This window comes from Saccharothrix longispora, assembly GCF_030852425.1.
Lineage (GTDB): Bacteria > Actinomycetota > Actinomycetes > Mycobacteriales > Pseudonocardiaceae > Actinosynnema > Actinosynnema longispora.
Genome location: NZ_NSDM01000008.1, coordinates 278981 through 298811 on the forward strand (window position 1 = coordinate 278981; position 19831 = coordinate 298811).

Consider the following 19831-nt stretch of genomic DNA (forward strand, 5'->3'; position numbering starts at 1 on the left):
CGGCGGGCCCCCGCGCGGCTTTTCGGGGCGTTCCCGGCCGGTTGTCCACAGGCCGCGGAGTTGTCCACAGTTCCGGATTCGCCGGTGGCCGCGCCCCGGCCGTCCCGGGATGGTCGACCACACGACCACCACCGGGAGGCACGGGATGAGCACGGCGACCGATCTGGGCAGGCGCGGCGAGGACGCGGCGTGCCGCTACCTCGAACACGAGGGCCTCGCCCTGCTCGCCCGCAACTGGCGCTGCGAGGAGGGTGAGCTCGACGTCGTCGCCACCGACGGCGACCAGTTGGTCGTCGTCGAGGTGAAGTGCCGCTCGGGCACCAGCCGGGGCACGCCGTTGGAGGCCGTGACGCCCGCGCAGCTCGACCGGGTGCGGCGGGCCTCGCTGCGCTGGTCCGCCCTGCACCGCCTGCCCGGCGTCCGCATCCGCGTGGACGTCGTGGCGATCGAGTGGCCGCCCGGCGGTCGCGTCCGCCTGCACCACCTGCGGGGTGTGTGATGGCACTGGCGCGCACCTGGTCCGTGGCCCTCTCCGGGGTCGACGGCGTACCGGTGGAGATCGAGGCCGACGTCGGCGCGGGCACCGTGCGCACCCAGCTCCTGGGCCTCCCGGACGCGGCCCTGCACGAGTCGAAGGACCGGGTGAAGGCGGCGGTCCGCAACAGCGGCCACGCGTGGCCGACGCAGCGGGTGACCCTGGGCCTGTCCCCGGCCACGCTGCCGAAGAACGGCTCGGGCTACGACCTGGCCATCGCGTGCGTCGTCCTGGCCGCGACCAGGGCGGTGCCCGGCGACCGGCTGGAGGGCACCGTGCTGCTGGGCGAGCTGGCCCTGGACGGCCGGGTCCGCGCGGTCCGCGGCGTCCTGCCCGCGCTGCTGGCGGCGAAGCGGGCCGGTCTGACCGACGCGGTCGTCCCGGTCGACTGCCTGCCCGAGGCGGCCCTGGTCGACGGCCTGAACCTGCGCGGCGCGTCCACCCTCACCGGGGTCCTGGCGTGGCTGGCGGGCGAGGGCGAGCTGGCCGCCGCGCCCGAACCGGCCCCGACCCGGCCGCCGGACGGCCCGGACCTGGCGGACGTGATCGGCCAGCCGGAGGCGAGGTGGGCGCTGGAGGTGGCGGCGGCGGGCGGCCACCACCTCCTGCTCACCGGTCCTCCCGGCACGGGGAAGACGATGCTGGCCCAGCGCCTGGCGGGCCTGCTGCCGCCGCTGGGCCGGGACGAGGCGCTGGGCGTGACGGCGGTGCACTCCACCGCGGGCCTGCTGACCCCGCACGCGCCCCTGGTCTCGACACCGCCGTTCGTCTCGCTGCACCACACCACGTCCGCCGCGGCCCTCGTCGGCGGCGGCTCCGGCACGGCCAAGCCGGGCGCGATGAGCCGTGCCCACCGCGGTGTGCTGTTCCTGGACGAGGCCCGCGAGTTCGGCGCGGCGAAGCTGGAGGCCCTGCGCACCGCCCTGGAGGAGGGAGAGGTCCGGCTGGCGCGGCGTGACGGGATAGTCCGCTACCCGGCGAGGTTCCAGCTGGTCCTGGCGACGAATCCCTGCCCGTGCGCGCCGCCGAAGGACATCGACTGCCTGTGCCCGCCCGCGGCCAGGCGGCGGTACGAGGCGAAGCTGTCCGGCCCCCTGCTCGACCGGGTGGACCTGCGCGTGACCATGCGCCCCCTCACCGCCATGTCGGGTGCGGAGGTGGCGCCCCCCGAACCCTCGGCCGCGGTCCGGGCCAGGGTCCACAAGGCCAGGACGAGGGCCGCCGAACGCTGGTCCGCGCACGGCTGGCCGACGAACGCGGAGGTCCCGGGTCCCGCCCTGCGCCGCGACCACCGCCTGCCGCGCGACGTCACCGGAATCCTGGACCGTGCACTGTCGCTGGGCGCCCTGACCGGCCGGGGAGCGGACCGTTGCCTCCGGGTCGCCTGGACCCTTGCCGATCTGGCGGAGGTGGACCGCCCGACCGCCGACCACGTGGCCGCCGCGCTCGAATTCCGGGACCGGAGGACGCCGTGACCGACCACGCCGGCTCCGGGGTGCCCGCACCACCCGGCCCGCCGTCCGCGACCAGGCCGGCGGTCGGCGACGAAGTGCGGCTGGCGCGGGCCTACCTGTCCAGGGTCGCGGAGCCGCCCGCGCACGCCCTGCACGCGTTCGTGGCCCGGGTGGGCCCGGTCGCGGCGGCGGAGCTGGTCCGGCGCGGCGAGGTGCCCGCCGCCGTCGACAGCCAGACCTCGGCCCGGCGCGCGGAGGTCCGGCCCGAGCGCGACCTGGAGCTGGTGGCGGAGGCCGGCGGGCGGCTGGTCGTGCCCGAGGACCCCGAGTGGCCGGCGTGGCCGTTCACCGCCTTGGACACGGCCGCCGCCAACGGCCTGCGCTGCGGCCTCCAGCCGCTGGCGCTGTGGGTGCGCGGCGGGGCGAGCCTGGCCGCCGTCACCGGGCGGGCCGTCGCGGTCGTCGGCAGCCGGGCCGCGACCGGGTACGGGCAGCACGTCGCCGAGGAGTTCGGCTTCGGGTTGGCCGAGGCGGGGGTGGCGGTGGTGTCCGGCGCGGCCTACGGGATCGACGGGTCGGCGCACCGGGGCGCGCTGACCGCCGGCGGCACGACGGTCGCGGTGCTGGCGTGCGGCGTCGACGTGGCCTACCCCTCCGGTCACCGCGCGTTGATCGAGCGCATCGCGGTCGAAGGGCTCGTGGTGAGCGAGTACCCGCCGGGGCACACGCCGGCCCGGCACCGGTTCCTGACCCGGAACAGGCTCATCGCGGCACTCGCGGAGGGCACCGTCGTGGTCGAGGCCGGGCGGCGCAGCGGGGCGAAGAACACCGCGGCGTCGACGTCGGCGCTGGGCAGGGTGCTGATGGCGGTGCCCGGACCGATCACCTCGGTCAGCTCGTCCGGGTGCCACGAGCTGCTGCGCTCGGGGGAGGCGGTGCCGGTGAGCAGCGTGGCCGAGGTCGTCGAGTCGACGGGGCGGCTCGGGGTCGACCTGGTCGAGGCGCGGCGGAACACCGAGGTCGGGCCGCCGCAGGGGGACGCGATGAGGGTCTTCGAGGCCCTCGGCCTGTCGTCCGGGCACAGCCCGGAGGCCATCTCGGTGGAGTCCGGCGTCGAGCTGGCGAGGGTGCGCGCCCTGTTGCCACAACTGGAACTGGCTCGTCTCGCAGAGCGGGGCGACTCAGGTTGGAAGCGCTCCCAGGAGGCGAGTTGGCGTGGCGATGCTTGACCAAGCGCGTCCGAGGGCGCAGCGTCAGGGCCTATGTCCCCGCCGCCGCCCGCTCGGACACGTCGTGTCGACCTCGTGCGCCTTCGTCGCGCGCTGCCGGGCGACGTGGCGGCGGCTCTGGAGAGCTTCCAGCGCCACCTGTCGATGGAGCGCGGGTTGTCCCCGCACACGGTCCGCGCCTACCTCGGTGACGTCGTCGCGCTGCTGGTCCACCTGGCCGGCGGCGAACCCGACGACGCCACCGTCGAGGCCGTCGACCTGCCCGGACTCCGCTCGTGGCTCGCGGCGCAGCACGCCGCGGGCGCGAGCCGGACGACGCTCGCCCGCCGCGCGGCCTCCGCCCGCGCGTTCACCGCCTGGGCCGCCCGCACGGGCGCGTTCGCGGCCGACCCCGGCCTGCGGCTCGTCGCGCCGCGCCCGCACCGCACGCTGCCCTCGGTGTTGCGGCAGGACCAGGCCGGGGCCGCCATGGCGGCAGCGGAAGCAGGTGCGGAACAGGGCGATCCGGTTGCGCTGCGTGACCAGGCCGTGGTGGAGTTGCTGTACGCGACAGGTGTCCGGGTCGCCGAGCTGTGCGGGCTCGACCTCGACGACGTGGACTACTCCCAAAGGGTGATTCGGGTTCTGGGCAAGGGCAATCGCGAACGCACGGTGCCCTTCGGCGTTCCGGCCGAACGGGCGGTGCGGCGCTGGGTGGAGCACGGACGGTCGGCGCTGGTCAACGACCGATCACACCGTGCGCTGCTGCTCGGTGCGCGAGGCGGCAGGCTCGACCCGCGTACCGCCCGGAGGGTCGTCCACGATGTAGTGGGCGCGGTCCCCGAGGCGAACGACACCGGACCGCACGGGCTGCGCCACTCCGCGGCCACGCACCTGTTGGAAGGAGGAGCGGACCTGCGCACCGTCCAAGAGCTTCTTGGTCACGCTACGCTCGCAACCACTCAGCTCTACACACACGTCACCGTCGAACGGCTGAAGGCGATCCATGACCGAACCCACCCCCGCTCCTGACGTCGCAGGGGGAGGTTCGCGGACCGCAACCGTGACCTCTCCCTCCGCCGCGCACGTCGGGACCTCGTCGGAGTCGCGCACCCCGGCAGGGACGAACGGTCACCACGTCGACGGCGCGCAGGCGATCAACGGCCACGCCGCACCCGCGCCCGCCGGCAGACCGGCGCACCCGGCGTCCGAGTCGCGCACCGCGGACGACGTGGAAGCCGGGATCATCGCGCTCTGGCACACCTACGGCGAGTCGCGGAAGCAGGGCCTGCGCGACCGGCTGGTGCTGCACTACGCGCCGCTGGTCAAGTACGTCGCGGGCCGCGTCGGCACCGGTCTGCCCGCGCACGTCGACGTCGCCGACCTCATCCAGTCCGGCATCTTCGGCCTGGTCGACGCGATCGAGAAGTTCGAGCCCGAGCGCGGCCTGAAGTTCGAGACGTACGCGATGCAGCGCATCCGCGGCGCGATCCTCGACGACCTGCGCTCCCAGGACTGGGTGCCCCGCTCGGTCCGCAGCCGGGCCCGCGACGTCGAGCGCGCGCTCGAACGCCTCGGCGCCAGCCTCCAGCGCACCCCGACCGACCGCGAGCTCGCCGCCGAGCTGAAGATCGGCCTGGGCGAGCTGCGCGAGCTGTACGCCCAGCTCCAGCTCACCAGCGTCGTCGCGCTGGACGAGCTGATCGCCGCCGGGCGCAGCACCGGCGGTCCGGGCTCGTCACTGGCCGAGTCGCTGCCCGACGAGGGCGCGGAGGACCCGATCGCGAGCCTGGTCGACCAGGACAGCCGCCGCCAGCTCGCGGACGCCATCGCCCAGCTCGCCGAACGCGACCGGGTCGTGGTCACCCTGTACTACTTCGAGAACCTGACCCTCGCCGAGATCGGCAAGGTCCTCGGGGTCACCGAGTCGCGCGTCTGCCAGCTCCACACCCGGGCGGTCCTGCGCCTGCGCACCAAGCTCAACGAGCAGCTCGAAGCCTGAGCGGGCACCACCGCGGTCATCGCGCGCGCGGCGGCGGCCGCCATCGGCGTGGCCCGGGGTAGCAGGCGCACCCGTCCCGTGAGCACCAGGCGCAGCGGGTCGAGGTAGTCGCGGGTCCGGGGCGGCATCGTCCTCAGGGCTCCCCAGTGCAGGCAGGCCGGGGTCGGGCAGCCCTCGTGGCCGGGGCGCAGGGTGCCGATCGGATCGCCCCGCCGGACGTCCTGACCCGTGCGGACCGAGGGGATGACCGGCTCGTAGGTGGTGCGCAGGCCGCCCACGTGGAGCAACGAGACCACGGTGCGGTCGGCCACCGGGCCGCTGTGCAGCACCACGCCGTCGGCGGCGGCCAGGACCGCGGCGCCCGGTGGGGCGGACAGGTCGACGCCCCGGTGGCCGGCGGCGTACGGGCCCGGTGGGCGCTCGAAGCGACGGACCACCTCGCGCGGCGGGGCCAGGGGCCAGGCGAAGCGCGGCGCCCGGCTCGCCCCGGCGACCGACGCACCCCACAGCGGCGACCACGACGGCGACCACGACGGCGGCGAGGGGAGCAGGGGCAGGGGCGGCGACAGGGTCAGGAGGGCTGTCAAGGCCAGGACCAGCGGCGTTCGCATCGTGGGAGTCACGGGTCCACGGTCCTGGGCCGCGGTGCGGTTCACCAGTGGCTTCACGCCGGCTGTGGACAACTCGGCGGCCTGTGGACAACTCCCGGGGGCGGTTCGGTGTTCCGGAGCCGATCGGCGTACACTCGTGCCGCGGCCCGTGTGAGCGCGGGACGACTTCGCGTGCCAATGCAGATCCGACCCGCTTCCGTGGTCGAGTCACGCAGTCCGGCGGTCCCGAGGTGTGGCGAGCAAGCATGCGACACCCCTCCGGTTCGGGCGGCGGCAAGGGCACCAGGGCGGCGGTCCACCCCGGTCCGCCGCGAGGAACCGGAACCGCGTGCCGGCCTGAACGAGCCGGTGCGCCCGAACGAAGAGGTGCGAACCCGGCCATGGCCGTCGTCACCATGAAGCAGCTGCTCGACAGCGGCGTGCACTTCGGGCACCAGACCCGCCGCTGGAACCCGAAGATGAAGCGCTACATCTTCACCGAGCGCAACGGCATCTACATCATCGACCTGCAGCAGACGCTGACCTACATCGACCGGGCTTACGAGTTCGTGAAGGAAACGGTCGCGCACGGCGGGTCGATCCTGTTCATCGGCACCAAGAAGCAGGCGCAGGAGGCCATCGCCAACGAGGCCCTCCGCGTCGGCATGCCCTTCGTGAACCAGCGCTGGCTGGGCGGCATGCTCACCAACTTCTCCACGGTGCACAAGCGCCTCCAGCGGCTCAAGGAGCTGGAGTCGATGGAGCAGACCGGCGGTTTCCAGGGTTTCACCAAGAAGGAAATCCTGATGATGAACCGCGAGAAGGACAAGCTGGAGCGCACGCTCGGCGGTATCCGCGACATGTCCAAGGTGCCCAGCGCCGTGTGGATCGTGGACACCAAGAAGGAGCACATCGCGGTCGGCGAGGCCCGCAAGCTGAACATCCCGATCGTGGCGATCCTCGACACGAACTGCGACCCGGACGAGGTCGACTACCCGATCCCGGGCAACGACGACGCGATCCGTTCCGCCGCCCTGCTGACCAAGGTCGTGGCCGAGGCCGCCGCCGCCGGTCTGATGCAGCGCTCCGGCGCCCGCAACCAGGCCGCTGACGGCGCCGAGAAGCCCGAGCCGGGTGTCGGCACCGACGAGCCGCTGGCCGAGTGGGAGCAGGAGCTGCTGGTCGGCGCCGACGCGCCCGCCGCTGCCGCCCCCGCCGCCGACGCGCCCGCCGCGCCCGCCGAGGGCACCGAGGCCGCTCAGTCCTGATCCGCCGCACGCCGCGCCCACCTCGACAGGGTGGGCGCGGCGCGCGCACAGACACCCGCGCGATACGCAGAAGGAACGGATTCAGCACGATGGCGAACTACACCGCCGCTGACGTGAAGCGCCTCCGCGAGCTCACCGCCGCAGGCATGATGGACTGCAAGAAGGCGCTGGAGGAGGCCGACGGCGACTTCGACAAGGCGGTCGAGATCCTCCGCATCAAGGGTGCGAAGGACGTCGGCAAGCGCGCCGAGCGCACGACCTCCAACGGCCTGGTCATGGCCCAGGACGGCGTGATGGTCGAGCTGCGCTGCGAGACCGACTTCGTCGCCAAGAACGCCGACTTCCAGGAGCTGGCCTCCCGGATCGTCGCCGTCGCCAAGGCCACCCGCCCGGCGGACGTCGAGGCCCTCAAGGCCGGCGACCTGGACGGCAAGGCCGTCGACGCGGTCGTGCAGGAGTTCTCCGCCAAGATCGGCGAGAAGCTGGAGCTGGCCAAGGTCGCCGTCTTCGACGGCACCGTGACCACCTACCTGCACCGCCGTGCCGCCGACCTGCCGCCCGCCGTGGGCGTCGTCGTCGAGTACACCGGTGACAACGAGGAGGCCGCCCGCGGCGCCGCGATGCAGATCGCCGCGATGCGTCCGCGCTTCCTCACCCGTGACGAGGTCCCGGCGGACGTGGTGGCCAACGAGCGCCGCATCGCCGAGGAGACCGCTCGCGAGGAGGGCAAGCCGGAGGCGGCGCTGCCCAAGATCGTCGAGGGTCGCGTGAACGGCTTCTTCAAGGACGTCGTGCTCCTGGAGCAGTCGTCGGTGACGGAGTCGAAGAAGACCGTCAAGGCCGTGCTGGACGAGGCCGGGGTCACCGTGACCCGGTTCGCCCGCTTCGAGGTCGGCCAGGCCTGATCCACGTGAGGGCGGGGTTGCGCGCAGGTGTCGCGACCCCGCCCTTGCCGTGTCCAGAGGAGGACCCGTGAGCCCAGAGGCAGAGAACGCAGAGGTGGACGGCCCGGGAGCCCGCGAGGAGGAGCCGGCTGCCGGCTACCGCCGCGTGATGCTCAAGCTGGGCGGCGAGATGTTCGGCGGCGGCGGCGTCGGCGTCGACCCGGACGTCGTGCAGACGGTGTCCCGCCAGATCGCCGCGGTCGTCCGGACGGGGGTCCAGGTCGCCGTCGTCATCGGCGGCGGCAACTTCTTCCGCGGCGCGGAGCTCCAGCAGCGCGGCATGGACCGCAGCCGCGCCGACTACATGGGCATGCTCGGCACGGTGATGAACTGCCTCGCCCTCCAGGACTTCCTGGAGCGCGAGCACGGCATCGACACGCGCGTGCAGACCTCCATCACGATGGGCCAGGTCGCCGAGTCCTACATCCCCCGCCGGGCGATGAGGCACCTCGACAAGGGGCGCGTGGTGATCTTCGGCGGCGGCGCGGGCATGCCGTACTTCTCCACCGACACCACCGCCGCCCAGCGCGCGCTGGAGATCGGCTGCGAGATCGTCCTGATGGCGAAGGCCGTGGACGGCATCTACACCGCCGACCCGAAGATCGACCCGGATGCGCTGATGTTCGACAACATCACCCACCGGGAGGTGCTCGAACGCGGCCTGAACGTCGCGGACGCCACCGCGTTCAGCCTGTGCATGGACAACAACATGCCGATCATGGTGTTCAACCTCCTCACCGAGGGGAACATCGCGCGTGCCGTTCGTGGTGAGAAGATCGGGACGCTGGTGAGCACCCCCGGTGGTCGCCCGTCCTTCTAGACCTGCTGGGATTCGAGCCGAACAGCGCACACAAGGGAGTCAGCCGTGATCGACGAGACCCTCCTCGACGCCGAGGAGAAGATGGAAAAAGCGGTGTCCGTGGCGAAGGAGGACCTCGCCTCGGTCCGCACCGGCCGCGCCAACCCCTCGATGTTCTCCCGCATCGTCGTCGAGTACTACGGTTCGCCCACGCCCCTGAACCAGCTGGCCAGCGTCGCCATCCCGGAGGCGCGCATGGCGGTCATCAAGCCCTACGACACGACGCAGCTCAACGCGGTCGAGAAGGCCATCCGCGACTCCGACCTGGGCGTCAACCCCAGCAACGACGGCTCGATCATCCGCGTGGTGATCCCGCAGCTGTCCGAGGAGCGCCGCCGCGAGATGGTCAAGGTCGCCAAGGGCAAGGGCGAGGACGCCAAGGTGTCCATCCGCAACATCCGCCGCAAGGCCAAGGAAGAGCTGGACCGCCTGGTCAAGGACGGCGAGGTCGGCGAGGACGACGGCTCCCGCGCCGAGAAGGAGCTGGAGAACGTCACCCACCGGTACGTGACCCAGGTCGAGGAGCTGGTCAAGCACAAGGAAGCCGAGCTGCTCGAGGTCTAGGTGGGTCGTGTCGGGTTCGCCCGGTCGGGTCGACGACCGGGGGTGTGGCTTGGCCGGTCGACGGCCGTGACAGGAGCGCAACAGGTGTCAGGCGGCGGTGAACAGGGCGCACCGGGACAGGGCGCACCGGAGCGGGACGCGCCGGTCGGGGGCACGTCCCCGTCCCGCGCGGGCCGCAACCTGCCCGCCGCCATCGGCGTGGGCGTCGGGCTGGGCGCGGTCATCCTGGTGGCGCTCTTCACCGTGCGGCAGCTGTTCGTGGTCGTCGTGGCGGTGGCCGTCGCCGTGTCGGTGTACGAGCTGGCCGGCGCCCTCAGGCGCGGCGCGGGCATCCAGGTCGCCCTGGTGCCCGTGCTGCTCGGCTCGCAGGCCGTCGTCTGGCTGGCCTGGCCGTTCGAGCGCGGCGGCGTCCTCAGCGCGTTCGTCGTGACGATGCTGGTCTGCCTGCTGTGGCGGCTCAAGGACGGCGCCGACGGCTACCTGCGCGACGTCACCGCGTCGATCTTCACGGTGGCGTACGTGGCGGTGTTCGCGGCGTTCGCGGTGATGCTGGTGGTGCCCGAGGACGGCGTGTTCCGCGTCCTGGCGTTCCTGATCGGCGTCGTGCTGTCCGACACCGGCGGCTACGTGGCGGGCGTGCTCCTGGGCAGGCACCCGATGGCGCCCGCCATCAGCCCGAAGAAGTCCTGGGAGGGCTTCGGCGGCTCGCTGCTGGCGGGCACGGTCGGCGGTGTGCTCACCGTCGGGGTGATGCTCGACGGTCAGTGGTGGCAGGGCGTCCTGTTCGGCGCCGCGCTGGTCGTCACGGCCACCGCGGGCGACCTGGTCGAGTCGCTGATCAAGCGCGACCTGGGCATCAAGGACATGGGCACGCTGCTGCCCGGTCACGGCGGCCTGATGGACCGGATGGACTCGCTGCTGCCGTCGGCCGTGGTGTCCTGGCTGCTGCTGCACACGTTCGTGCCGTCCTAGGACGGCCGCCTCACTCGTCGTACGGGTCGTCGATCGCCGAGCCGACCTCGTCGTCGGCCAGCGGCGACCTGCGCGACGGGTCGATCACCGAGAACACCGAGCCCACGTGGTCGGCGACCACGGTGATCCGGCCGAACGGCGTGTCGTACGGCTCCACGGTGATCTGCCCGCCCAGCTCCAGGACGCGGGACGCGGCGGAGTCGGCGCCGATCTCGGGCGCTGCCGTGAAGTACACCATCCAGTGCGGCGGGGTGTCCGGCGCGAACGCGCCACCCATCCGCTGCCGCCCCAGGACGGTCTCGCCCTCGATCGCCCACAGCGTGTAGTCCACCGCCTGACCATCACCGATCTGGGTGATCTCGTAGCCGCACAGCTCGTGGAAGAACGCGTCCGCGGCCCGCACGTCGCGCGTGTTCAGCTCGGCCCACGCGTACGCGCCGTGGCCGTTGGTGCCGAACAGCCAGTCCGGCGGCACGTGCCGGAAGCCGATCGCCGCGCCGGACGGGTCGACGACCACGGTGGACACCTCGGTCGGTTCGCCGAGGACGGCGCCGCCCAGGGCGTGCGCCCGCTCGGCGGTGGCGCGGGCGTGCGGGGTGCGCAGGTACAGCGTCCACGCGCTCGGCTGGGACGCGGGGACCAGCTCGGCGACCGGCAGCCCGTCCACGACGGCGACCGTGCGGCCCGCGCTGTCGGCGTAGTACCAGCCGAACAGGCCCGTGTAGAAGTCGATGCTCGCCTGGAGGTCGGTGGTGGCGAGGTCCACCCAGCACGGCGCGCCGTGGTGCAATTCGGCCAAAGCGGGTGAATTCGGGACGATCGACACCGCTTACCTCCTGCTCACCGGTGTCCGGATCACGCTACGGCTCTAGAGTCGTCCCGTGAAGGGACTAGTCCGCGCCGCCCTGGCCGCCGTCCGCCCGGCCGACGTGCTGCCGAGCCCCAACATCTGGCACTGGCCGGAGGTCTACGAGGTCGAGAACCGCGCGCAGGACGTGGACGGCGCCCTCTGGGCGGCGCTGCGCGAGGAGTGCGACTGGGCGGGCCGGGACGTCGTCGACGTGGGCTGCGGCGACGGCTTCCACCTGCCGGTGTTCGCCCGCGACGCCGCGTCGGTGGTCGGCGTCGAACCGCACCCGCCGCTGGTGCGCCGCGCCCGCGCGCGGGTCGCCGACGTGCCGGGCGCGTCCGTGCTGCCCGGCCCGGCCCAGCGGCTGCCGCTGCGCGACGCGACCGCGGACCTGGTGCACGCGCGCACCGCGTACTTCTTCGGCCCCGGCTGCGAGCCGGGCATCCGGGAGGCCGACCGGGTGCTGCGGCCGGGTGGCGCGCTCGCGGTCGTGGACCTCGACGGCCTGACCCCGCCCTACGGGCCGTGGCTGTGCGCCGACGAACCCCGCTACGACCCCGTCGAGGTGGAGCGGTTCTTCGCCGAGCAGGGCTTCTCGCTGCGCCGGGTGCGCGCGCTGTGGCGGTTCGAGCGGCGCGAGGACCTGGAGGCGGTGCTGCGGATCGAGTTCTCCGCCGCCGTCGCCGAACGCGCCCTCTCCGAGACGCCCGGCCTGTCGTTCGAGGTCGGCTACCGGCTGCACGTGCGGCGCAAGCCCACCGGTCTCGTGCTGCCCTGAGCACGTTCACCTAGGATCGACGGCGTGGAGAACAGGAACGCGGGCAGGTTCGGTCGGCAGGTCGGCGTCATCGGTCTGGGCTGCTGGCAGCTCGGCGCGGACTGGGGGCAGGTCGAGGAGTCCGACGCGCTCGCGGTGCTGCACGCCGCCGCGGACACCGGGGTGACCTTCTTCGACACCGCCGACGTCTACGGCGACGGCCGCAGCGAGACCCTGGTCGGCAAGTTCCTGCGCGAGCGCGGTGACGCGGGCATCACCGTGGCCACCAAGATGGGCCGCCGCGTCGAGCAGGTGCCGGGGAACTACTCCCGCGAGAACTTCCTGGCCTGGAACGACCGGTCCCGCGCGAACCTCGGCGTGGACACCCTGGACCTCGTGCAGCTGCACTGCCCGCCGACGCCGGTGTACTCCACCGACGAGGTGTTCGACACCCTCGACGAGATGGTCGAGGCCAAGCGGATCGCCGCCTACGGCGTGAGCGTGGAGACGGTCGAGGAGGCGCTGACCGCGATCGCCCGGCCGGGCGTCGCGAGCGTCCAGATCATCCTCAACGCGCTGCGCCTCAAGCCGCTGGAGCGGGTGCTCCCGGCGGCGGCCGAGGCGGGCGCGGCGGTCATCGCCCGCGTGCCGCTCGCCTCCGGCCTGCTCTCCGGCAAGTACACGCGGTCGACCACGTTCGGCGAGGACGACCACCGCAACTACAACCGCAACGGCGACGCGTTCGACGTCGGCGAGACGTTCTCCGGGGTGCCGTTCGAGGTCGGCCTGGAGGCGGTGGAGCGGCTGCGGCCCCTCGTGCCCGCCGGGGCGACCCTCGCGCAGTTCGCGCTGCGGTGGATCGTCGACCAGCCCGGGGTGACCGTGGTGATCCCGGGGGCCCGCAACGCCGGGCAGGCCCGCGCCAACTCGGCCGCCGCGGACCTCCCGCCGCTGTCGCCGTCGGCCCGGGACGAGGTGCGCGCCGTGTACGACTCGCTCATCCGCCCGCTGGTGCACGACCGCTGGTAGCGGTCACCCCTCGTCCGCGTCGTCCTCCTCGACGTCGAGCTCGCCCAGGATCGCGTAGAGCCTGCGGCGAGCCTCGTTGAGGACCTCGACGGCGCGGTTCTGCTGCTCCCGCGTGCCCGCGTGGGCCATCTGCTGCATCGCCGCGCCGAGGTGCCGCGACGCCGTGCGCAGCTTCGCCGCGTTCAGGTCCAGCTCGTCGTTGACCTGCTGCCACGGCGGCGCGCCCTCCAGCTTCGCGGCCTCCGCCTGCCCGGACCCGGTCAGCGTGAACAGCTTCTTGCCGCCCGCCTCCTCGGTGGAGGCGACCAGGCCCTCGTCGGCCAGCAGTTGCAGGGTCGGGTAGACCGACCCGGGGCTGGGCCGCCAGAGGCCGTCCGTGCGGCGGCCGATCTCCTGGATCATCTCGTAGCCGTGCATCGGCCGTTCGGCGAGCAGGGCGAGCACGGCGGCGCGCACGTTGCCCTTCCGCTGCCTGCCCCCGCGCCCGCGCCCCCGGCCGTGGCCGAAGAAGCCCGGCGGTTCGGGCGGCCCCAGCGGTCCGGGTGGTGCCGGCGGACCGGGGTGGAACGGCCCGAAGCCGCCCCCGGGCCCGCCGCCGCGCGGGTCGCCGAACCCGTGGTCGCGCTGGTGCAGGTATCCGTGCCGGTGTCCGTGGTGTTCGTGGTGGAAACGCATCGTCCCGCTCCTCGTCGTGAAGTGCCCGTTGCCGGTACCGGCTGTCGGTACCGACCGGTTGTGACATATTAACGATATATCGGAACGTATCGCGATGCAACGGCGATCGCTCGCTTGACGCTGTGTCACCGCTCACCGCACCGCCGATCGCGCAGCGTGTTCGGTCACACGGTGCGCGTGGTCGGGGGCAGCGGCGCGGGCGTGGGACACTGGAGGTGCCATGACTGCCCTCCCCCTCGTCTTCGACGCGCCCAAGCGGGGCCTGCCGCCGCGCCACCTCGCCGACCTCTCCGCCGACCAGCGTCGAGAGGCCGTCGTCGCGCTCGGTGAGAAGCCGTTCCGCGCCGCGCAGCTGTCGAACCACTACTTCTCCCGGCTCACCGTCGACCCCGACGCGATGACCGACATCCCGGCCGCCGCGCGCGACCGGCTCGTCGCCGACCTCATGCCCCCGCTGTGGACCGAGCTGCGCGGCGTGGAGGCCGACGACGGCATGACCCGCAAGACGCTGCTGCGCGCCCACGACGGCACGCTGGTCGAGAGCGTCCTCATGCGCTACCCGGACCGCGCCACCCTGTGCATCTCGTCGCAGGCCGGCTGCGGCATGGCGTGCCCGTTCTGCGCCACGGGCCAGGGCGGCCTGACCCGCAACCTGTCCACGGCCGAGATCGTGGACCAGGTGCGGCGCGGCGCCGCCGCCATGCGCGACGGCCTGCTCCCGGGCGGTCCCGGCAGGCTGTCCAACATCGTGTTCATGGGCATGGGCGAGCCGCTGGCCAACTACAAGCGGGTGCTGGAGGCCGTGCACCGCATCTGCGACCCGGCGCCGTCCGGCCTGGGCATCTCGCAGCGCTCGGTGACCGTGTCGACGGTCGGCCTGGTGCCGGCGATCCGGAAGCTGACGGAGGAGGACCTCCAGGTCAGGCTGGCCGTGTCGCTGCACACCCCCGACGACGAGCTGCGCGACACCCTCGTGCCGGTCAACACGAAGTGGAAGGTCGCCGAGGTCCTGGAGGCCGCGCGCGGCTACGCGGACAAGACCGGTCGTCGCGTGTCGATCGAGTACGCGCTGATCCGCGACATCAACGACCAGGGCTGGCGCGCCGACCTGCTGGGCAAGCTGCTGCGCAGGTACCTGGGGCAGCTGGTGCACGTCAACGTCATCCCGCTGAACCCGACGCCCGGCTCGAAGTGGGACGCGTCGCCGAAGCCGGTGGAGCGCGAGTTCGTGCGCAGGGTCAAGGAGCAGGGCGTGGAGTGCACCGTGCGCGACACCCGGGGCCAGGAGATCGCCGCCGCCTGCGGGCAGCTGGCGGCGGAGGGCTGAGTTCTCGTTCTTTCCACTTTCCTCGTGCAGGAAAGTGGCCGAGTTCCACGAATTTTCCCCGACTGGCGAGTTCCTCGACCGGAGAAAGTCGCCGATCAGGGAAAGTTTCCTGACCGACTGTCATTCTGCGCAGTCAGTTCGGTGGGGCGGACCCTGGCGTCCGCATGGCGGTAGAGGCGCTCGCCGGCGACGTGGACGGTGAGCGGGTCCGCGCGCTGGCGCCCGCCTACGTGCGTGCGATCACGAGGTGAGTGGTCCATCCCGCACGGCACCTGCTCGTTGCCGCGAAGGTCGGACGGGTGTCCCTCACGTCGATGAGGGGTGAACGCGAGAAGCCCTCGGGCGGGAAGCGTCGAAGGCTGTCGGTGGACCGGGGTGGGTCAGCGGCGCCAAGGGGTGCGGCTGCGCACCTGGAGCCAGATCAGACCGGCGGCCATGGCGACGCCGATCAGGACGACCCACAGGTCCTCGGTGCGGCCGTGGTGGTTGCCGATCAGCATGGCGAACACGCTCAGCGTGGACAGCCAGCCCGCGATCTTGATGCCCTTCGGGAAGGTGCCGTGCCAACCCCACTCGGCCGACGGCTCGTCGTGGGGGTCGACCGCCGGACGCTTGTCCAGTTCCGAGGACGAAGACACAGCCGCACGACCTTCCTGCCCGATCACGATCACGTTCACCAACGCCCGCAATCGTCGCACACGCCCGCGCCCCGCGGGACGTGAGGTGCGCGGCACCGTTCCGGCGTCTACCCTCACCCCTCGCGCGCGTCCGCACCGCTCCCGCCCTGCCACCGGGGCTGCGCGCTGCCAGAAAGGCGATGAGGTTGACCGATCAGCCGGTCCGCGGCTTCCACCCGGCCGAGGAACGCATGCCCGACACCTTCGCACCCGTCGAGGTCGGGCTGCACGGCGTCACCAAGCGCTTCTCCGACCAGACCGCGGTGAACGACGTGACGCTCAACGTGCACGAGGGCGAGTTCTTCTCCGTCCTCGGGCCGTCGGGCTGCGGCAAGACGACCCTGCTGCGCATGATCGCCGGGTTCGAGCACCCCACGTCGGGGAGGATCGAGCTGGACGGCGTGGACATGGTGGGCGTCCCGCCGCACCGGCGCGACGTGAACACGGTGTTCCAGTCCTACGCGCTGTTCCCGCACATGTCGGTGTGGGACAACGTGGCGTACGGCGTGAAGCGCAAGGGCACCAGGGGCCCGGAGCTGAAGAAGGTGGTCGGTGAGCACCTGGAACTGGTTCGACTCGGGCAGTACGCCAAGCGGCGGCCCGCGCAGCTGTCCGGCGGCCAGCAGCAGCGGGTCGCCATCGCCCGCGCGCTCGCCGCGGGCCCGCGGCTCCTCCTGCTCGACGAGCCCCTTGGCGCGCTGGACGCGGTTCTGCGCAAGGAGCTCCAGATCGAGCTGATGCGCATCCAGCGCGAGGTCGGCACCACGTTCCTCTACGTGACGCACGACCAGGAGGAGGCGCTGGTGCTGTCGCACCGCGTCGCCGTGATGAACGCGGGCAGGCTGGAGCAGGTCGGCTACCCGGAGGACGTCTACGAGCGCCCGGCGACCCGCTTCGTGGCCGGTTTCATCGGCACGTCGAACATCCTGGACGCGACGGTGTCCGGTGTGGAGGGCGGTTGGGCGCGGTTGGACGCGCCCGGTGTCACCGGACTGCGCGTGCCTCTCCTCACCCGGTCGGTGAAGCACGGGCAGCGGGTCGCGGCGACCGTGCGGCCGGAGAAGGTGCACCTGCACGACCTCGACGACGAGCCGCCGACGGGCTGGTGCGTGCTCACCGGCACCGTGCGCGACGTCGTCTACACCGGCGTGTCCACGCAGTACGTGGTGGACGTGCCGGGTGGCGGTGAGCTGGTCGCGTTCGTCCAGAACACCCGCCGCACCACCGACGCGGGCGCGCCCGGCCAACCCGTGCGCATGGCCTGGGACCCCGACTTCACCGTTCTGCTGGAGAGCGAGCACCGATGACTGAGAAGAACCTCCGGATCGCCCGTTTGTGGGATGCCGGCCCGAAGGTGACGCGCCGGACGATGCTGCGCTCCTCCGCGTTCTTCGCGCTGGCAGCCACCGGCGCGTGCGGCGTGGGCGAGGCCCCGTCCGGCACGAGCGGCGCGGCGACGTCGGCCACGAAGGCGACCAACGCGACCGACGAGCCGAAGCTGAACTTCTACAACTGGACCGACTACATCGCGCCGGACACGCTGTCGGGGTTCCGGGAGGTCTCGGGCATCGAGGTCACCTACGACAACTTCAGCACCAACGACGAGATGGAGGCCAAGATCGCCTCCGGGGCGGCGGGCTACGACCTCGTCGTGCCGAGTGACAACTTCCTGCGCCGGTTCCTGCGCTCGGGCCTGCTCTCGCCGCTGGACCACGACCTGATCCCGAACCTGGACAACCTGGGCCCCAGGTTCACCGAGGCGGAGTACGACCCGGGCAACCGCTACTCGGTGCCGTGGGCGTGGGGCACGACGGGCCTGGCGTACTCGAAGTCCCAGCTCGGCGACGTGACCGGGTTCTCGGCCTACGACCTGGCCGCCGCGCAGGGCCGCAGCTCGATCCTCGACGAGGCGCGCGACGCCATGGCGCTGGGCCTGCTCGTGCTGGGCCACGACCCGAACACCACGGACGTGAAGCAGGTGGACGAGGCCGCAGCCGCGCTGCTGGCGCTGAAGAAGAAGCTCGGCCAGATCACCTCGGACGTGATCGAGCCGCTGACGTCCGGCCAGGTGCCGCTGGCGCAGGCGTACTCCGGCGACGCCTTCCAGGTCCGCGACGCCAACGAGGACGTGGCGTACACCATCCCGACCGAGGGCGGCCTGTCCTACGTCGACCTGCTGTGCGTGCCGAAGGACGCGCCGCACGCGGCGAACGCGCACCGGTTCATCGACTACGTCCTGCGGCCGGAGGTGGGCGCCGCCCTCACCAACGCCGTCCGCTACGGCAGCCCCAACGAGGCCGCCCGCCTGCTGATCGACCCCGAGCTGCTGAACGACCCGCTCGTGTACCCGTCGGAGGAGCAGTTGGCGAAGCTGCCGTTCACCAAGGACCTCGGCGCGGACCTGGAGGCCCGCTACGCCGACGCGTGGACCAGGGTGAAGACCGGCTGATGGCACGTCCCCGCTGGCTGGTCGCCACCGGTCTGCTCGCGCCGACCGGCCTGTGGCTCGGCCTGTTCCTCATCGCGCCGCTGGCGCTGGTCGTGCAGTTCAGCTTCGCCACCCGGGACACCGGCGTGGCGCGGGCCGTGCTGCCGTGGACCACGCAGGCGTACGCGACGGCCCTGAACCCGGCGTTCCTGCCGATCTTCGGCCGCACGCTGGCCTACGCGGTGCTCACGACGCTGCTGTGCCTGCTGCTGGGCTTCCCGCTGGCGTGGTTCACCGCGCGGCACGGCGGGAGGTACCGCACGGCGCTGCTCGCGGCGGTGCTGGTGCCGTTCTGGTCGAGCTACCTGGCCCGCGTCTACGCGTGGAAGGCGCTGCTGGACGGCGAGGGCCTGGTCAACACGGTGCTCGGGTACGTCGGGCTGGACCGCGAGGGCGGGTTCCTGCTGACCCACGGCGCGGTGGTGCTCGGCCTGACCTACGGCTTCCTGCCGTTCATGGTGCTGCCGCTGTACGTGGCGTGCGAGCGGTTCGACTTCCGGCTGGCGGAGGCGTCCTACGACCTCGGCCACGGCCGGTCGTCGACGTTCCTGCGGGTCGTGCTGCCCGGTGTCGCGCCGGGCGTGCTGGCCGGGTCGCTGCTGGTCCTGGTGCCCGCGGCGGGCGACTTCGTGACGCCCCGGCTGCTCGGTGGCGTGGACCAGTCCACGTTCGGCAGCGTCATCGACGACCAGTTCCGGGGCGGCAACAACTGGCCGCTCGGCTCGGCGATGGCCGTGCTGCTGCTGGTGCTCGTGGTGGTCGTGCTGGTGCTGCGCGGGAAACCGGGGGAGGACGTGCTGTGACCCGGCGACCGTGGGTGCTCGGCGGGGTGGCCGGGCTGGTGTTCGCGTTCCTGTACGCGCCGATCGCGTGGCTGGCGGTCGTGTCGTTCAACGACTCGCGCTCGCTGAGCCGGATCACCGGCCTGTCGACCCGCTGGTACGCCGAGCTGTTCGCCGACGACCGCGTGCTCGGCGCGCTCGGCCTGACCCTGCGTTTGGCGCTGACCAGCGCCGTCGTGGCCACGCTGATCGGCACGCTGGCCGCGTTCGGGCTGCGGCGGGCGTTCCCCGGGCGGGGCCTGTGGACGGTGCTGCTCAGCCTGCCGCTGGTCGTCCCCGAGGTGGTGCTGGGGGTGGCGCTGCTCGGGTTCTGCGTGAAGCTCGCCGGCATCCCGCTCGGGTTCGGCGCCCTGGTGGCGGCGCACGTGGCGTTCTCGCTGAGCTTCGTCGTCGTGGTGGTGCGGGCGCGGGTGGCCGGCATGGACCACCGCCTGGAGGAGGCCGCCGCCGACCTCGGGGCCGGTCCGCTGGTCGCCTTCCGCACGATCACGCTGCCCCTGGTGGCGCCCGCCGTGGCGGCGGGGTTCGCGTTCGCGTTCCTGCTCTCCTTCGACGACGTCGTGACGTCGAGCTACCTGACCGGGGTGGGGTCGACGACGCTGCCGGTGTTCGTCTACGCCCAGGCGTCGAAGCGCGGCGTCTCCCCGGAGATCGTCGCCCTGTCGACGTTGATGGTGGGGGTGAGCGCGGCGCTGCTGGTCGCGGGCGTGCTCGTCGCCACCTGGCGGGCCCGCCGCGCCGGGCGCGCGTCAACTTTCGTCGAACACCTTCGCGACCAATGAACGCGGCC

Annotated in this window: 20 protein-coding genes and 1 pseudogene; 17 read left to right on the plus strand and 4 right to left on the minus strand. The window is 72.6% G+C overall.

Going from position 1 to position 19831, the window contains the following annotated elements; all coding sequences use genetic code 11:
• Positions 1-145 precede the first annotated feature (145 nt).
• From CKY47_RS20535 to CKY47_RS20555, 5 genes are read left to right on the plus strand one after another with little or no spacing between them, the layout of a single operon-like run.
• Complete coding sequence (locus tag CKY47_RS20535; protein WP_306747515.1) at positions 146-499, plus strand: YraN family protein; 354 nt, start codon at positions 146-148, stop codon at positions 497-499.
• A complete protein-coding gene (locus tag CKY47_RS20540) occupies positions 499-2010 on the plus strand; it encodes a YifB family Mg chelatase-like AAA ATPase (protein WP_306747516.1) in 1512 nt (503 codons plus the stop codon). The genes CKY47_RS20535 and CKY47_RS20540 overlap by 1 nt, the downstream gene beginning before the upstream one ends.
• A 20-nt stretch (positions 2011-2030) precedes the next feature.
• Positions 2031-3218, plus strand: a complete 1188-nt coding sequence (dprA, locus tag CKY47_RS20545) for a DNA-processing protein DprA (RefSeq protein WP_306747638.1) — start codon at positions 2031-2033, stop codon at positions 3216-3218.
• 33 nt (positions 3219-3251) lie between these two features.
• Complete coding sequence (locus CKY47_RS20550) at positions 3252-4229, plus strand: tyrosine recombinase XerC (protein WP_306747517.1); 978 nt, start codon at positions 3252-3254, stop codon at positions 4227-4229.
• A complete protein-coding gene (locus tag CKY47_RS20555; protein WP_306747518.1) occupies positions 4204-5199 on the plus strand; it encodes a FliA/WhiG family RNA polymerase sigma factor in 996 nt (331 codons plus the stop codon). The genes CKY47_RS20550 and CKY47_RS20555 overlap by 26 nt, the downstream gene beginning before the upstream one ends.
• Positions 5200-5348: 149 nt before the next feature.
• Here CKY47_RS20555 and CKY47_RS20560 read toward each other — a convergent pair.
• Positions 5349-5810, minus strand: a pseudogene (locus CKY47_RS20560) (peptidoglycan DD-metalloendopeptidase family protein); the annotation flags it as partial.
• A 380-nt stretch (positions 5811-6190) separates the two neighbouring features.
• Here CKY47_RS20560 and rpsB point away from each other — a divergent pair.
• From rpsB to CKY47_RS20585, 5 genes are all read left to right on the plus strand, one after another.
• Positions 6191-7057 carry a 30S ribosomal protein S2 gene (rpsB, locus tag CKY47_RS20565; RefSeq protein ID WP_306747519.1) on the plus strand — a complete coding sequence of 289 codons (867 nt, stop codon included), beginning with the start codon at positions 6191-6193 and terminating at the stop codon, positions 7055-7057.
• A gap of 89 nt (positions 7058-7146) precedes the next feature.
• The gene (tsf, locus tag CKY47_RS20570) at positions 7147-7962 is read left to right on the plus strand and encodes a translation elongation factor Ts (protein WP_306747520.1); all 816 of its coding nucleotides are present in this window, start codon (positions 7147-7149) and stop codon (positions 7960-7962) included.
• 148 nt (positions 7963-8110) lie between these two features.
• Positions 8111-8821, plus strand: a complete 711-nt coding sequence (gene pyrH / locus CKY47_RS20575) for a UMP kinase (protein WP_306747640.1) — start codon at positions 8111-8113, stop codon at positions 8819-8821.
• Between the two features lie 45 nt (positions 8822-8866).
• On the plus strand, positions 8867-9424 hold the full coding sequence (gene frr / locus CKY47_RS20580) for a ribosome recycling factor (RefSeq protein WP_306747521.1): 558 nt from the start codon (positions 8867-8869) through the stop codon (positions 9422-9424).
• A gap of 84 nt (positions 9425-9508) precedes the next feature.
• Entirely contained in the window at positions 9509-10396 is an 888-nt protein-coding gene (locus CKY47_RS20585; protein ID WP_371320705.1) for a phosphatidate cytidylyltransferase, read from the plus strand.
• A 10-nt stretch (positions 10397-10406) separates the two neighbouring features.
• Here CKY47_RS20585 and CKY47_RS20590 read toward each other — a convergent pair whose 3' ends face one another.
• Positions 10407-11222, minus strand: a complete 816-nt coding sequence (locus CKY47_RS20590; protein ID WP_306747522.1) for a VOC family protein — start codon at positions 11220-11222, stop codon at positions 10407-10409.
• 55 nt (positions 11223-11277) lie between these two features.
• Between CKY47_RS20590 and CKY47_RS20595 the strand changes: the two genes are divergently transcribed.
• Together CKY47_RS20595 and CKY47_RS20600 are read left to right on the plus strand one after the other, a co-directional pair.
• A complete protein-coding gene (locus tag CKY47_RS20595) occupies positions 11278-12024 on the plus strand; it encodes a class I SAM-dependent methyltransferase (RefSeq protein WP_306747523.1) in 747 nt (248 codons plus the stop codon).
• Positions 12025-12048: 24 nt separating this feature from the next.
• Positions 12049-13032 (plus strand): aldo/keto reductase, encoded by a 984-nt coding sequence (locus tag CKY47_RS20600; protein WP_306747524.1) that lies wholly within the window; start codon positions 12049-12051, stop codon positions 13030-13032.
• Positions 13033-13035: 3 nt separating this feature from the next.
• Here CKY47_RS20600 and CKY47_RS20605 read toward each other — a convergent pair whose 3' ends face one another.
• Positions 13036-13707, minus strand: a complete 672-nt coding sequence (locus tag CKY47_RS20605; RefSeq protein ID WP_306747526.1) for a PadR family transcriptional regulator — start codon at positions 13705-13707, stop codon at positions 13036-13038.
• 220 nt (positions 13708-13927) lie between these two features.
• On the opposite strand from CKY47_RS20605, the gene rlmN reads away from it, so the two are divergent.
• Entirely contained in the window at positions 13928-15034 is a 1107-nt protein-coding gene (gene rlmN / locus CKY47_RS20610; protein WP_306747527.1) for a dual-specificity RNA methyltransferase RlmN, read from the plus strand.
• A 380-nt stretch (positions 15035-15414) separates the two neighbouring features.
• Here the strand turns inward: rlmN and CKY47_RS20615 are convergent, their stop codons facing one another.
• Complete coding sequence (locus CKY47_RS20615; RefSeq protein ID WP_306747529.1) at positions 15415-15672, minus strand: DUF2631 domain-containing protein; 258 nt, start codon at positions 15670-15672, stop codon at positions 15415-15417.
• A 179-nt stretch (positions 15673-15851) separates the two neighbouring features.
• Between CKY47_RS20615 and CKY47_RS20620 the strand changes: the two genes are divergently transcribed.
• The 4 genes from CKY47_RS20620 to CKY47_RS20635 are packed head-to-tail and all read left to right on the plus strand — an operon-like array spanning position 15852 to position 19823.
• Positions 15852-17018, plus strand: coding sequence for an ABC transporter ATP-binding protein (locus CKY47_RS20620; RefSeq protein WP_306747530.1), 1167 nt, complete (start codon positions 15852-15854; stop codon positions 17016-17018).
• A complete protein-coding gene (locus tag CKY47_RS20625) occupies positions 17015-18160 on the plus strand; it encodes a polyamine ABC transporter substrate-binding protein (RefSeq protein WP_306747531.1) in 1146 nt (381 codons plus the stop codon). The genes CKY47_RS20620 and CKY47_RS20625 overlap by 4 nt, the downstream gene beginning before the upstream one ends.
• Positions 18160-19002, plus strand: a complete 843-nt coding sequence (locus tag CKY47_RS20630) for an ABC transporter permease (protein WP_306747532.1) — start codon at positions 18160-18162, stop codon at positions 19000-19002. Before CKY47_RS20625 ends, CKY47_RS20630 begins: the two co-directional genes overlap by 1 nt.
• Positions 18999-19823 (plus strand): ABC transporter permease, encoded by an 825-nt coding sequence (locus CKY47_RS20635; RefSeq protein ID WP_306747534.1) that lies wholly within the window; start codon positions 18999-19001, stop codon positions 19821-19823. Before CKY47_RS20630 ends, CKY47_RS20635 begins: the two co-directional genes overlap by 4 nt.
• Positions 19824-19831 lie beyond the last annotated feature (8 nt).